This window comes from Acinetobacter lwoffii, assembly GCF_024129855.1.
GTDB lineage: Bacteria > Pseudomonadota > Gammaproteobacteria > Pseudomonadales > Moraxellaceae > Acinetobacter > Acinetobacter lwoffii_L.
Window position 1 is genome coordinate 38,695 of sequence record NZ_JAMXXC010000021.1, and the last position, 14,762, is coordinate 53,456.

Sequence of the window (14,762 nt, forward strand, 5' to 3'; positions counted from 1 at the left end):
CATGAAAATTTTATCTATTCGTATAAAAAATTTGGCATCGCTTGCAGGTGAACATTTTATTGATTTTGAAAGCAATCCACTTGCCAGTGCAGGCTTAATCGCAATTGTCGGTAAAACAGGTGCCGGAAAGTCCACGATTCTGGATGCAATGTGTTTGGCACTGTTCAATCGTGTACCTCGTTTAAAAGATAGCGATGGCAAACTGACTGATATCGATGGTTCTGAACTTCTCACCAATTCCCCATTGACTGTTTTGCGTCGCGGTACAGGCATTGGTTTTGCCGAACTGAGTTTTGTTGCACAAGATCAAAAAGTATATTCAGCTCGCTGGGAAATTAAACGTGCACGTGAAAATCCCACAGGCAAATTGCAAAGTGTGCAACGTTCACTGAAATGTCTGAGTGATGGCAATATTCTTGCCGATAAAGCCAAAGCGGTAGAAGCTAAAATTCTACAAATTACTCAGCTGAGTTTTGAGCAATTTACCCGTGCCGTTTTATTGGCTCAATCTGAAGTGACCGCATTTTTAAAATCACGGGATACTGAACGTGGTGAACTGCTCGAATATCTGACCAACTCCAGTATTTTTGGCAAAATTGGTCAATTGGCATATGAAAAAACCAAGGAAATCGCCAATCAGCGCAAAGCTTTAGAAGTCAGACTCGGTGATATTGAAACTTTGTCGGAAGAAGATTTAGCGACTGTAAGCGATCAATTCAATACAATCTGTGCTGAATACAAAAAATTAGAACAAGAAAAATCGGCACTCGAAAAAAACCAGCGATGGTTTGAGCAAAAGCAAAAGCTGGAAAATGATGTTCAGCAACGACAGCGTCAGCATGTGGAACAACAACAAAAATTTGATTTACTGAATACAGAACGTGGCCGTCTAAAACAACTCGAAGTTTTTGCATCCATCCGTCCAAGTATGATCCAGCAAGAAAAAACACAAACAGAATTAGCTGGGTTAAAATCTCAAATTCAAAGTACTGAATTACAGTTTCATACCATTCAGCAAGTTTTTGAGCAAAAACAGACTGCATTTAAACAGATTGATGAACAACTCAAAGCGCTACAGCATTTTGAACACACCCATCAGCACCGTATTGACCAAGTCCGTCACTGTATTCAAGAACGTGAATTCATTGGTAAACAGTTTGTTAAAGCAAAATCTGTATTGGACGAGTTTCAAAAAGAGTTACAGCCCTTAATATTTGTACAAACTGAGCTACACAAGGAATTAGCGCAATTCAAGTCAGATCAGCAAAAACAAACCGAACAGTTGAATCAAACGATGCAACTGAGCAGTTTAGATGATGGACTTTCCGCGCATCTCAAACAGTTACAACGATTTATTCAGCATTACCAAAGTTTTGAAAAACAATATGGCGATATTGCTTCTGCTAGAACCGATTTAAGTCAGAAAAAGCAGCAATTGGAATCACTACAACAACAGTATGGCGATGACCAAAAAATTGATCACCAACTATTAGAACTTCGCCACAATCAGGCAAAAAATCTAGAGCAACAACATCAATTTAGTTTAATTCAAAATCAATTTAAACAATGGCTACAACAATGCTCTGAACAACATCAACTGCAAACAACGTGCAATGCGCTCGCACAGCGAAGTGCCCAAAGTAAAATCCAAGTTGATTTGCAAGAACAGCAATACCAAACCCATAAACTTGAACGTGAAAACTTACAACGCATCCTGCAACAACAACGCTTATTACATGCTGAAAATATTGAGAAATTACGCGAGCAATTGATTGATGGAGAAGCATGTTTAGTCTGTGGCAGTTTACATCATCCATTTAAAACTGACCTTTCTGCACTATCGAGTGAACTCGTCAATTTGCAAGAGCAACAAGAGCAGCAAGCGATTCAAATCGAACAAGACAGTTTTAATGCTTGGCAAAAGAGTCAGCAATTACACACACAGCAAACAGCATCTTTGAGCGAGCAGCAAAAACGTCTCGATGATTTAAATATTCAACATCAACAGCATGAACAGGCACTTTATCAAAGCTTCAAAAATGCCCAAATTCAAATAGACTTAACCCAAAAATCTGAACAGATTGAACAACAACTGCTTCAAGTCAATCAAATCCTGCAACAAGAAAAAATAACACTTGAGGAAAATATCAAACAACTCGATGAGGTTGAAAAAACACAACGGAATTTAACCCAAAATATTCAGCAGATATCACAACAACTATCGATCGTTCAACAAGCTGAACAGAATATTCAATACCTTCTAGACCTGCTCACTGCTGAGCAACGAAATGCTTGGCATAAGCAAACCTTAACTGTTGCACAACACATTGCGCAACAATTGCATGAGCGTCAGCACCTGTTGCAGAATCTTGAGACTTTAAATCAGCAACTGAATGAGAAAGCTCAACTACTCGCTCAAAAAAATAACGAGATACAAGCTAAAAATAATCAGATTGAACTCGCTGAAAAAGATAAAGTTGAATTTGAGCGTCAAGGACAAGAGAACAAGGAACTTGCCGTTCAGCTTATTTTTAAGATGACGCAAACTTCGGTCGATAAACCACATGAATGGCTGACTCAACACGATGAACAGCGTAAAAATTTACAGCTGCAACATCAGAAAATACAACAAAGTTTCGAAACAGCTCGTCAACAATTTGATAGCCAACAACGGCAGCTTGATCAACTCAAAATTCAGTTGGCTCAACTTGAAACACAGCATCATGCTTGTGTTTTAGAAATCGAACACTGGTTAAATCAAAATTTAGATTTTAATCATGCTTTGATTTCACAATTAAGCCTCATTTCAACTGAAGAAACTCAAAAACTACGTCAACATATTAAAGATATCGAACATGCCTTGGTCGATGCAGCATCTGCACTGAAAACCACACAACATCTGCTCACACAACATTTACAAACTCAACCTGAAGTACAAATCTTACAGATTGAGCGTGCCATTGAACTGAACCTTAAAGCTTTAGCAGAGCGACAAGAACAGCGTGACCAACTTAAGACCAAGTTAGATGTTCACTACTCGAACCTAGACAAGCAAAAACAGTTTGCCGAACAAATTCAACAAATTCAAACTGAGGAACATCGCTGGAATAAAATTTCCAGTCTTATGGGGGATGCCACAGGCAAAAAATTCCGTGATTATGCGCAGCAATATAACCTTGATATTTTGCTTGAATTTGCAAATCAGCAACTCGCGATGCTGTCTCAGCGTTACACCTTAAAACGTTTAGACAACTCACTCAGTCTTGCCATTATTGACCATGATATGGATGGTGAAAGCCGTTCTGTTTCATCACTTTCTGGTGGTGAGTCATTCTTGACCGCCCTTGCCTTGTCTTTGGCAATTGCCAATATGGCTTCAGGCTCCATGAAAATAGAATCCCTGTTTATCGATGAAGGTTTTGGCACCCTTGATGCATCTTCATTACATATGGTGATGAATGCACTTGATCAGTTACAAAGTCAGGGACGTAAAGTGGTCGTAATCTCACATATTCAGGAAATGCATGAACGGATTCCGGTACAAATTCAGGTCAAGCCGGTCGGTGCAGGCGCCAGTACCATTCAGATTATAGGCTAACGATGAGTCACCCTGCCCCGAACACGCTCTCGCCCTATTTCAGCTTACAGCTTGAGAGCCTACGGGGTATCAGTGCCATTGTAGTGTTGTTCAGTCATTGCTTTCAGGCATTTATTGCGCCTTTCGATACCAGTCTATATTCATGGGTACGCCTGCTCGGTCAGGCCGCGGTCATGATTTTCTTTGCCTTAAGTGGCTATCTGATCGGCTATTCGATCCAGCACAACATTCATCAGCATGGTCAGTTCAATCTGCACCGTTATGCTCGAGAGCGTTGCAGCAGAATTTTACCACCCTTTGTGTTTGCCATGGGGTTGACCCTGGTTCTCTATCTACTCGCTCCACTATTATTTGCCAGCCATACTCATGCTTTTCAACACAGTTTTGGCATGATGATCCGGACTGACTATAATGTAGACATGATGGAATTTTTTGGTTCGCTGCTATTTTTGAATGGCTTTGTAACACCAACGGTTTCAGCCAATGCTGCACTCTGGAGCCTGAGCTATGAAGTGTGGTTTTATGTGCTGGCCGGATTCCTACCTTTTTTAAAAAATTCGGAAATCGCCAAAATCGGATTTTTTATGGTTCTGGCTATACTGTCATTACTGAACATCCAGTTTTTTATTTATTTTCTGGTCTGGCTTAGTGCCTTTGCCTGTTCATTTCGATATATCCAGCTACGTTTTTTAAACCGCTTACAATCGGTCAAATTAGCCCTAGTCGGCTTGGCATTTCTAATCGCCTGTTTTGATGCTTACCAGTTTCAGCTGATTGATGAGGCCCAGCAATACCGTGCTGCGAATTTTGCCCCTTTTAATTTCTGTGTGGGTTTGGCCTTTAGCTGCTGGCTGGTACAGCTCCAGCATCAACGTAGTCACTACCATCCGGTCTGGGTTCAATCCGCAGACTTTTCCTATACCTTGTATGTCACCCATTTCCCCTTACTTTTATTTATTTTGGGCTGTATTCCAGCAACTTTGGCCTATGGTCTGGGTGGAGCAGTTTTAGCCTTGCTTGCCAGCATGTGCAGCTTAATAGTTTTTGCCTGGCTGATGGCTAAATGGCTCGAACCAGCCAGAAAAAAAGCGTTATCCAATACCCTGCGATAACGCTTTGCTGCAAAAAACTGACATTAGTAGTTTATACATCTTTTTTAGGCCGTGCACCAAATAGGGCTGTGCCAACACGAACCATGGTAGAACCCGCAGCAATCGCTTCGGTCATATCCCCAGACATGCCCATACTTAAAGTATCCCAGTCTTCAGGATGAGCATGTTGTGTTTTTACTACATCAAATAAAACTTTGGCATCAGCAAAGGCTTGAGGATTATTCGGTGCTGGAATCACCATCAAACCACGTAAACGTACATTCGGCAGTTGGCTGATCTGTGCCACCAGATCTGCAACTTCTGCCGGCTGACAGCCATCCTTGGTATCCTGACCGTCAATATTGACCTGAATACAGATATTTAGTGCAGGCTGATCATCTCCACGCTGATTTGATAAGCGCTCGGCAATAATTAGGCGATCGACTCCATGTACCCAGGCAAAATTTTCTGCCAGAGCCTTGGTTTTGTTGCGCTGCACATGTCCAATAAAATGCCACTCAATCTCCAGCTCTTTCAGTGCCGTGATTTTTTCCAGCGCTTCCTGCAAATAGTTTTCACCAAAAGCACGTTGCCCGGCCTGATACATCTCTGCCAGCACGCTGCTCGGCTGGGTCTTGGAAACGGCAAGCAGTTGCACCGCATCTGCTTCGCGGCCGGCCTCAACACAGGCAGTTTCAATTTGCACTAAGACCTGATTTCGTGACTGTTGCAACATATTCATTGATGGGGTTCTCATTTCATTCATCTTTTTTTCCCTTGCCCATGAACTAAGTGTTGGTTAAGCTGTGGGAAAGCCTTATTATTCTATCAAAATAATTAACATTTTAATGAACTCGGGGACCTTATGGATATCACAGAATTGTTGGCATTTTCTGCTAAAAATGGTGCGTCGGATTTACACTTGTCTGCGGGCTTACCGCCAATGATTCGTGTCGATGGGGAAGTTCGTCGCATCAACCTGCCTGCACTGGAACATAAAGAAGTACACAAACTGGTGTACGATATTATGAACGACAAGCAACGCCGTGATTTTGAAGAAAATCTGGAAACTGACTTTTCTTTTGAAGTGCCTGGCGTGGCGCGTTTCCGTGTCAACGCATTTAACCAGAACCGCGGTGCCGGTGCAGTATTCCGTACCATTCCCTCTAAAGTCCTGACGCTTGAAGATCTGGGCATGGGACAGATTTTTAAGGATATCTGTGAATATCCACGTGGTCTGGTCCTCGTCACAGGTCCTACCGGTTCGGGTAAATCAACTACCTTGGCGGCGATGCTGGACTATATTAATGACAACCGCTATGACCATATTCTGACCGTCGAAGACCCAATCGAATTTGTGCATCAGTCCAAAAAATGTCTGATTAACCAGCGTGAAGTACATCGTGATACCCATGGCTTTAATGAAGCATTACGTTCTGCATTACGTGAAGACCCAGACATTATTCTGGTCGGTGAGATGCGTGACCTTGAAACCATTCGTCTGGCATTAACTGCCGCAGAAACCGGTCACTTAGTATTTGGTACGCTGCATACCACCTCAGCGGCCAAAACCATTGACCGTGTGATCGACGTATTCCCTGCCGAAGAAAAAGACATGGTACGCGCCATGTTATCTGAATCCCTACAAGCCGTAGTTTCACAGGCTCTACTGAAGAAAAATGGCGGTGGGCGTGTCGCAGCGCATGAAATAATGATCGGTATTCCGGCGATCCGTAACCTGATCCGTGAAAACAAAGTCGCACAAATGTACTCAGCAATTCAGACCGGTGCCAACTATGGCATGACCACGCTGGATCAGACACTAAAAACGCTAGTGTCCAAAGGTTTGATCAGCCCGCAAGTTGCACGTACTGCAGCCAAACAGCCAGAAGCATTTTTATAAAAAAATTGAATTGTATTAGGGTTTATATACATGGATTTTAACGGCTTACTCGATTATATGGTGGAGAAAAAAGCATCGGATCTGTTCATTACTGCCGATGTCGAACCGTCCATTAAGATTAATGGTCAGATTTTACCAATTGGCTCGGTAAAATTACCCGGTGCGGCAGTAGGACAACTACTCCATTCCATCATGACCGAAAAGCAGCGTAAAGAATTTGCTGACAGTCGTGAATGTAACTTTGCCATCAGCACGCCGGATAAAAGTGCCCGCTTCCGTGTCAGTGCCTTTCAGCAACGTGATCAACCGGGGATGGTGCTGCGTCGGATTGAAACCGTCATTCCGACCATGGATGAACTCAAGTTACCGCCAATTTTAAAAGAACTGGCGATGACCAAACGTGGCATCATTATTTTTGTCGGAGCAACCGGTACCGGTAAATCAACCTCGCTGGCGTCTTTGGTCGGTTATCGTAATGAAAATTCCAAAGGTCATATCATTACCATTGAAGATCCAATCGAATTTATTCACCAGCATAAGGGCTGTATTATCACCCAGCGTGAAGTCGGCATCGATACTGATTCATTTGAAATTGCCCTGAAAAATACCCTGCGTCAGGCACCAGACGTGATTCTGATCGGTGAGATCCGTTCACGTGAAACCATGGATTATGCGATTGCCTTTGCCGAAACCGGTCATCTGGTCTTTGCTACCCTGCACGCCAACAACGCCAACCAAGCGATTGACCGGATTATCCATTTCTTCGAAGCAGACCGACATAATCAGCTGTTCATGGACTTGTCCCTGAACATGAAAGCCATTGTGGCACAGCAACTGATTCCAACCATCGATGGTAATGGTCGCCGTGCAGCGATTGAGATTCTGATTAACTCACCACTGATTGCCGACTTGATTCGTAAAGGTGATGTGCATGAGATCAAGGATCTGATGAAGCGTTCCCGTGAACTGGGCATGCAGACCTTCGATCAGGCGCTGTATGATCTGTATAAAGCCAAACAGATCAGCTATAAAGATGCACTGAAACATGCAGATTCACCAAACGACCTGCGTCTGCAAATCAAGCTGTCAGAAGAAGGTGGTAGTCACTTATTACGTGCGCATTCCAACATTACCTTTGATGGTCAGTCCTGATCATCTTGAAGGCATAAAAAAACAGGCTTCCCATGAAGCCTGTTTTTTGTTTGAACCAGCGCTCAAATTATTTTTTACGGAAAACTTCCTGACAGGCAGGCGCATCGCAGTAGCCATACAGATTCAGTGAGTGACCGGTTAATTCAAAACCAAATTTCTCGGCAACGTCATGCTGCTCTTTTTCAATCGTGTCATTAATAAATTCAACAACTTTGCTGCAATTTAAACATACTAGGTGATCGTGGTGATCTTCCTGCATAATTTCAAAAACTGAATGATTATTTTCAAAATTATGACGTTCGATGATGCCCGCTGCTTCAAATTGCGTTAACACACGATACACAGTTGCTAAACCTACATCTTCGCCCTGATCGAGTAAAGTCTTGTAAATATCTTCCGCACTTAAATGATGTTGTTTTGAATTTTCTAGTAATTCTAATATTTTAATTCGTGGAAGGGTAACTTTCAGCCCAGCTTTTCGTAAATCTTGGTTTGAAATAGTCATGTAAAAAGGTCTCTCAACAAAATCAAAGTTGGAATATGCAACAAAGTTTAGATGCAGTATGATCTATCCTTGGATCAAATGCATCATAATTAATTTGGGATAGTTTAGCAAAATGCAAAAAATCATGTTGACGTTATTCGTCACTTCATTGCTCGTCGGCTGTTCGACATTAGGTGTTTATAAAGTAGATATTCCACAAGGAACCCCTTTAACCCAAGCACAAGCCGCTAAAATTCAGGTAGGAATGAGCCATCAACAGGTGCGTTTCTTACTGGGCAGTCCAACAGTAAACGATCCACTGAATCCTTTACGTTGGGACTACATCTATAACTATACCCCAGGAACCTACGCTAAAAAAGCCAAGATCCCGGCAGCCCAAGGCCAGCATTTGAAAATCTACTTTAACCAGTCTGGTATCGTAGAACGTGTTGAAGGTCTGGAGACGATTCCAGAATCTCAACCCGGCTTACCAGGATCAAAAGAAGCAATTTTAAATGCTCCTCCACTATAGTCGGTTTCTCATGAAAAAGCCCCTGAATCATCAGGGGCTTTTTTGATTAAGCTGATTGATTGAGCAGATCATTGAGGCTACTGCTCATTCAAGCCGCTTTCTATTCGGAAGACGGTTTCAGCTTTCTTAAAAGATTGCCTCTGGCATAACGACCCACCGGATTTTTTTCGGCACGTCTACGTCGAATATCCTTAGGATTGATGGTCAGTGCTCGGTAAATTTCCACCCGATCCCCTGCTGCCAATAGCTGCTGATGATCTTGCAAACGCACGCCAAAAATGCCCAGAGATAACGGTTCAGGCAATTCGACCTGCTCACGGATTCTACTTTGCTGAATCGCATCCAGTGCCGTCATGCCAGGCTGAAATGGCACGGCTAGATGAAATTGTTTTTCTGACGTCGCATACGCTACCCAGATCATCGCCTCACTCATCAGACGAATTGTCCTAAGACAGCAATGATTGCCAGAATAATCCCGACCGGCAACACCACACGTACTGCAATACGCCAGATGTTATAAAACGCTTCAGAGCTAAAATTCATTGATTTACGCAAATGACTGATCTTCATGATCCAGCCGGCAAACAGTGCATAGATCAAACAAATCAATAGGCCCCAGACTAACAAGACCACATTGAAAATTGGGCTTAGATTTGGAATAGCCCAGATCAGTGTAACCGCCGCCACAATCGCCCATTGAATCGCAGGATGAAGCTGGCGTTGCTGTAATTGTTCACGTGCCATTTGCAGAATTAATGCGGCAGCTGCCACCATTGCTGCGACCAGAGTAAATGCAGGAATTTGTGCTTGTACGGCAAAGAAAGCAAATGCAATGACAGCAACGAGCTGCGCAATCCAGATCGGCAATACCGTCTTGCTGGCGACATCCTGTTGTTGTACAGCGCTCAGGCTAGATTGCCAGTACAAGCCCATGCCCAGACCACTTGCCACCAGTGCCAATACCGTGGCATTGCCCCATTCCGAGAACTCGACTGGCGTGATTTGCCATGCAGGTAGCACCGTTCCCATCACATTGGCTAGAACCAGAGACGCCAGTACGCCAATCGTTGTAAAAGCTAATAAAATTTGACGCGGCAGCAGTGACAAGACCAGCGCAGCAATTGCCAATCCGATCAACAAAAGGTTCGGTGCAAGATCAAGTGCAACAACCGCCAGAACATTGCTGGCATTGTTCAACATAGCACCTGCCAAAAACGGAATAAAAATCACACTTAACCAGCCGACAATACGCCATTTCTGTGACGCATCCGCTTCACGGGTCAGCGTCGAAAGCGCCTGTAATGGCGTTGTTTTAGAGCGCTTGGCCAAAGCAATTTCCAAGTAGCAGACTGGAAGTGCCAGAATCAGCATGGAGGCCAACCAGAGCATCCAGAAATCCAGCTGACGATCAATCTGTATACCGGTTATCGGTGCGAGCGTCGCGATGATAATAAACGATAAACAGAAAGCCATCAGCGGCGATAACCATTTTGACATAGCATTGTCCTGCATGATGCATTCCTATAAAAATCTAGCGCTATTTTGCCTTGTGGAGCGGTGAAAATCAAAAACAAAAAGCAAACCACCATGACAGTGATTTGCTGCGCAAAAATTATAATTAGATTTTAATTTTTGTTATCTCGTTACGTCTTTTATTATGAGAAGAAACGAGCGAACCAGTTTTTACCTGTTTTCTTTTCTTTTTCCTTGATGATCCCCATCATATTTTCTTTCACGGCACCGACATAATCAGCGTCATCATGCTGAATATGGTTAATCAGCCATTTCGATAATACTTCGTGCAGCTCTGATTCAATGGACTGTCCCAGTTCAAAACGGTCACGATAAGACTCGATTTTTTTAATAAACAGGTCATGCACACGTTTATGCGGCACCCGATATTTATAGCCGGCTTCTTCCTGAAGAGATTCCTCAAAGGTGAAATGCGACTGGGTATAATCAATAATATTGTCGAGAATCTGTTTAATACGGGCACGCTCGGTATTGGCATCAATTTCGTTGATATAATCGAGAATTCGTTTGTGCTGATCGTCAATCACATCGATACCAGTATTATAATCTGGAACCCATTTCATTTTCATTACGACCACCTATAAATATTAAGGACTTATAACGTGAAAATGAGCATATAGCGTATTGATTCAAATAAAAATGAAGTAAATTAGTCGGCTTTCCGCCTAAATCCGGCTTTTTCATTTTAAGTTTCTGTTATATATAATTAAAAATAATTTATCCTGAGTAAAAGGCTAAGATATTAATTAACCAAAATCCGCAATAAACCTTTATTTATTCTTAGATTTTTTCTTATTTTTTAAATATAAAAAAACGGAGTTTAAACTCCGTCTTTAATCGCATTTCAATATTGATCAGCTCGCGTGACGCGTTTTAAGGAAGGATCAAGACGTTCACGTTCCAGACGTTCAACATGCGTCAACTGAGAACGTACTTTCGCCCCATGCTGAAACAGGATCATTTCACCGGGCTGGAAGGCAGTCCATTCTTCATTCTGGGTCAATGGTTCAGTGGTAATCACTGCGACGCGATCTTCAGGGGTCGTGACCTGACTAAAGTCCACTTCGACATCAATATCAATCAGCTGAGCCGGTCTAAACGGGTATTCACGTACCAGCCAGTGGAGTTTAGTAATCGCATAGCTAAACAGCGCCTGACCATTCGACAGGCAGAAATTAAAGGTGCCATGCTCCGCGATTGCAGGTGAAATTTCAGCTAGAAGATCGAAAACCTGATCCAGTTTCGGCTCATGATAGCCAAAGCGTTTCACCAGTTGATCCAGCAGGTAACAGAAGGCACGCTCACTGTCGGTATTTCCGACTGGGGTAAAGCGCCCTGACAGTTCAGGAAAATAATCATATAAATCGCCATTATGGGCAAAAATCCATTGCCGCCCCCAAAGTTCACGGCTAAAAGGATGCGAGTTTTCCAGATTAATTTTGCCTTGGGTCGCTTTACGGATATGGGCAATCACATTGCGTGATTTGATTGGATAATTACGTACCAGCTCGGCAATCGGTGATTCAATCGCGGACTGGTTATCGACGAACAGACGGCAGGCTTTATCTTCAAAGAAAGCAATCCCGAAACCATCCGCATGATCAGAGGTAATGCCGGCCCGCTGGGAAAACCCGCGAAAAGAAAAAGTAATATCCGTCGGGGTGGCACAATTCATTCCGAGCAGTTGGCACATGGTCTGGTTTCAGCTCTCTATTTACTTAGAAGCTTATTGTGCATGACTGTCCCAGTCATTTCAAATAGGTGGCTATAAGAAATCCAAATAAAAAAGAGTCTCTATTGAGACTCTTTTTCGCAAAAATTGGCTTAAGAACGATGCGGATTGGCACGATTGGTAATGAGGGTGCCCACACCATGATCGGTGAAAATTTCTAGTAAGCTGGCATGAGGTACACGGCCATCCACGATATGTGCACTTACGACGCCGCCTTTTACCGCATCCAGCGCACAACCGACCTTTGGAATCATGCCGCCATAAATCACGCCAGTTTCGATCAGACGATCGACTTCTTGAGTGGTCAAACCAGTCAACAGGTTTTTATTTTCATCCAAGACACCGGTGATATTGGTGAGTAGAATCAGTTTTTCTGCACCTAGGGCTTCAGCGACTTTACCAGCGACCAAATCAGCATTGATATTATAGGTATTGCCTTCTTCATCGACACCTAGCGGGGCAATGACTGGAATAAAGTCACTATTGGTAAACATTTCCAGAACATCGGTTTTCACGCCAACGACTTCACCGACCAGACCCAGATCAATTTGCTCAACTGAACCATCTTCAGCCACTTTTTCCATCAGCAGCTTTTGCGCACGAATCAGGTTGCCGTCTTTACCGGTAAGACCAATCGCACGACCACCATGCTGGTTAATCAGGTTCACGATAGATTTGTTAACGCTACCGCCAAGTACCATCTCGACTACTTCCATGGTCGCAGGATCAGTCACGCGCATGCCGTCAATACGGTCTGATTCGCGGCCCAGCTGTTTCAGCATGGAATCGACTTGCGGGCCACCACCATGTACCACGATCGGATTAATACCGACTGTTTTTAATAATACGATATCACGTGCAAATGAACTTTCCAGCTCAGGATCGGTCATCGCGTTACCGCCGTATTTTACCACCAGGGTTTTACCCGCAAAGCGTTGAATATACGGCAAAGCTTCTGTCAAAATCTGTGCTTTGTCGATGCCTGTTTGTTGATTTGGCATTCGCCTCTCCTTATTGAGCATCTAAAATGTCTTGAGCGATCTCTGGATAACGGTCACGCAACATGGCTACAAACAGATGACGAATTTCATTTAGACCTTGGGCATTATTGGCATCAAAGCGCACTGTGAAATACTCACCTGTATTGGATGCTCGAATGATGCCAAAACCATCCTCAAAATCAAGACGTATCCCATCAATTTTACTGATTTGCGCATTAATTCTTGCGGATTGCTGTTCAACGAAGTTTAAAAGCTCAACAGGACGTACTTGACGCGTTGAAATATAAAGATCTTCAGTACCATGTCGTTTTGGATAAGCCGCCAAGGCCTGCGCGAGAGTTTGCCCCGTTTGGTCTAAATATTCCATGACTCTGAGCGCTGCATAGAGTCCATCATCATAGCCCCAACCGCGACCATCATTAAAGACATAATGTCCGGCATATTCCCCACCAAAAATCGCCTGATGCTGAGACTGGTTCAGATAGGTTCTGAGAAATGAACTGCCGGTACGAATCATCACCGGTTCCCCGCCCAGACGTTGCACTGTATCGTGAACCAGAGTTGAACATTTCACATCATAAACAAATTGGCGTGGTGCTGAATCGCTTAGGCAAATTTCAGCAAACAGGCACAATAACTGATCGGCTGTAATAATCTGACCATGTTCATCAATCAGAACCAAGCGATCGCCATCACCGTCCAAGGCAATACCGAGATCAGCCTGCTGTTGCATGACGGTTTGACGTAAAGTCTCAAGATGTTTGTCTTGCGAAGGATCCGGCGCATGATCCGGAAAATGTCCATTCGCCTCACAACGTAAAGCAATCACTTCACAGCCCATTTTTCTGAGTACCAAGTCAGCACAACGTCCGGCTGAGCCATGCAGACCATCCAGAATCACTTTAAATGAGCGCTTTAATTGAATATCTTCTAATATTCCCTGCTGATACTGCAGGCAAAACTCTGGAATAATCTGATGCGGCAGTTCAGCTAAAGTAATTAGCTGGCTATCGCAATGTGACTTTGCCAGTTGGGCCACCTGTTGAATCATCTCAGGACAAGGTGGTTCACCATCAATAATCCATTTAATACCATTATCTTCTTTAGGATTATGACTGGCAGTGACCATAATGCCATTGCCATCAAACTGGCGTGCGGTGAAATATAGCATTGGGCTGGAACAACAACCTACAATAGTGGCTTCCAGCGAATAATCTTTAAAAATACGGGCAATCGTGTCGGCAAAAGCCGGACTACTGATGCGTGCATCATAACCAATGGCGACACGTGTCTGTCCCGCAGCCTGATACTGCTGGGCTAAACCGTGGGCAATTGCATCAATAATCCCGGCACCTAAGAGACTGACTTTACCGCGTATGTCATAGGCACGAAAGATATGCATGGGGAATGGATGATTCATAGATCCCATAAAAATGTCTTTTCACTATTCATTAAAATAAGGAGATTTAAAATGATGATTTCATCATAATGACTTTAAACATTTGTTTTTGTTTTAAGACCCGCTATTTTTAAACGATTTCAATGTAACAATCAATTATAAAAATATAATCTACAACTTTAGAATTATAGGATTCTTGTAATTAAACAATGATTATTTAATTATATTTATTTTGAGTTTCATCTGATTAGGGTGTGTTGACACTTTTAGCTTAAAAAAATAGCGAAGTAGTAAAATCAAATCGCCAAACCCAATTTTACTATTCGCTATGCCTCGT

The 14,762-nt window shown here is 43.0% G+C and carries 13 protein-coding genes; 5 read left to right on the plus strand and 8 right to left on the minus strand.

Annotation, left to right across the window (positions count from 1 at the left end; genetic code table 11):
* The first annotated feature begins 1 nt into the window (after window position 1).
* Complete coding sequence (locus tag NI465_RS13160; RefSeq protein ID WP_253145637.1) at window positions 2–3,598, plus strand: AAA family ATPase; 3,597 nt, start codon at window positions 2–4, stop codon at window positions 3,596–3,598.
* Window positions 3,599–3,600: 2 nt separating this feature from the next.
* Window positions 3,601–4,710: an acyltransferase family protein gene (locus NI465_RS13165; protein WP_253145639.1), complete on the plus strand. Its 1,110-nt coding sequence runs from the start codon at window positions 3,601–3,603 to the stop codon at window positions 4,708–4,710.
* Between the two features lie 31 nt (window positions 4,711–4,741).
* Here NI465_RS13165 and NI465_RS13170 read toward each other — a convergent pair whose 3' ends face one another.
* Window positions 4,742–5,431 (minus strand): YggS family pyridoxal phosphate-dependent enzyme, encoded by a 690-nt coding sequence (locus NI465_RS13170; RefSeq protein WP_253145645.1) that lies wholly within the window; start codon window positions 5,429–5,431, stop codon window positions 4,742–4,744.
* A 123-nt stretch (window positions 5,432–5,554) separates the two neighbouring features.
* On the opposite strand from NI465_RS13170, the gene NI465_RS13175 reads away from it, so the two are divergent.
* Both NI465_RS13175 and NI465_RS13180 read left to right on the plus strand, forming a co-directional pair.
* On the plus strand, window positions 5,555–6,592 hold the full coding sequence (locus NI465_RS13175; protein ID WP_004279279.1) for a type IV pilus twitching motility protein PilT: 1,038 nt from the start codon (window positions 5,555–5,557) through the stop codon (window positions 6,590–6,592).
* 30 nt (window positions 6,593–6,622) lie between these two features.
* Complete coding sequence (locus NI465_RS13180) at window positions 6,623–7,744, plus strand: PilT/PilU family type 4a pilus ATPase (protein ID WP_004279277.1); 1,122 nt, start codon at window positions 6,623–6,625, stop codon at window positions 7,742–7,744.
* A gap of 67 nt (window positions 7,745–7,811) precedes the next feature.
* Here the strand turns inward: NI465_RS13180 and fur are convergent, their stop codons facing one another.
* Window positions 7,812–8,249 (minus strand): ferric iron uptake transcriptional regulator, encoded by a 438-nt coding sequence (fur, locus tag NI465_RS13185; protein WP_004279276.1) that lies wholly within the window; start codon window positions 8,247–8,249, stop codon window positions 7,812–7,814.
* A 112-nt stretch (window positions 8,250–8,361) separates the two neighbouring features.
* On the opposite strand from fur, the gene NI465_RS13190 reads away from it, so the two are divergent.
* The gene (locus tag NI465_RS13190) at window positions 8,362–8,760 is read left to right on the plus strand and encodes an outer membrane protein assembly factor BamE (protein WP_253145640.1); all 399 of its coding nucleotides are present in this window, start codon (window positions 8,362–8,364) and stop codon (window positions 8,758–8,760) included.
* A gap of 100 nt (window positions 8,761–8,860) precedes the next feature.
* Here NI465_RS13190 and NI465_RS13195 read toward each other — a convergent pair whose 3' ends face one another.
* The 6 genes from NI465_RS13195 to NI465_RS13220 all read right to left on the minus strand — a co-directional run bounded on the left by NI465_RS13195 (window position 8,861) and on the right by NI465_RS13220 (window position 14,455).
* Window positions 8,861–9,193, minus strand: a complete 333-nt coding sequence (locus NI465_RS13195; RefSeq protein ID WP_005247100.1) for an RnfH family protein — start codon at window positions 9,191–9,193, stop codon at window positions 8,861–8,863.
* Complete coding sequence (locus NI465_RS13200) at window positions 9,193–10,272, minus strand: hypothetical protein (RefSeq protein ID WP_253145642.1); 1,080 nt, start codon at window positions 10,270–10,272, stop codon at window positions 9,193–9,195. Before NI465_RS13200 ends, NI465_RS13195 begins: the two co-directional genes overlap by 1 nt.
* A gap of 143 nt (window positions 10,273–10,415) precedes the next feature.
* The gene (locus NI465_RS13205; RefSeq protein ID WP_004279272.1) at window positions 10,416–10,862 is read right to left on the minus strand and encodes a bacteriohemerythrin; all 447 of its coding nucleotides are present in this window, start codon (window positions 10,860–10,862) and stop codon (window positions 10,416–10,418) included.
* A gap of 275 nt (window positions 10,863–11,137) precedes the next feature.
* On the minus strand, window positions 11,138–11,986 hold the full coding sequence (locus NI465_RS13210; protein WP_004730575.1) for a class II glutamine amidotransferase: 849 nt from the start codon (window positions 11,984–11,986) through the stop codon (window positions 11,138–11,140).
* A gap of 131 nt (window positions 11,987–12,117) precedes the next feature.
* The gene (argB, locus tag NI465_RS13215) at window positions 12,118–13,026 is read right to left on the minus strand and encodes an acetylglutamate kinase (RefSeq protein ID WP_004279270.1); all 909 of its coding nucleotides are present in this window, start codon (window positions 13,024–13,026) and stop codon (window positions 12,118–12,120) included.
* Between the two features lie 10 nt (window positions 13,027–13,036).
* Window positions 13,037–14,455: a phosphomannomutase/phosphoglucomutase gene (locus tag NI465_RS13220; RefSeq protein ID WP_253145643.1), complete on the minus strand. Its 1,419-nt coding sequence runs from the start codon at window positions 14,453–14,455 to the stop codon at window positions 13,037–13,039.
* Window positions 14,456–14,762 lie beyond the last annotated feature (307 nt).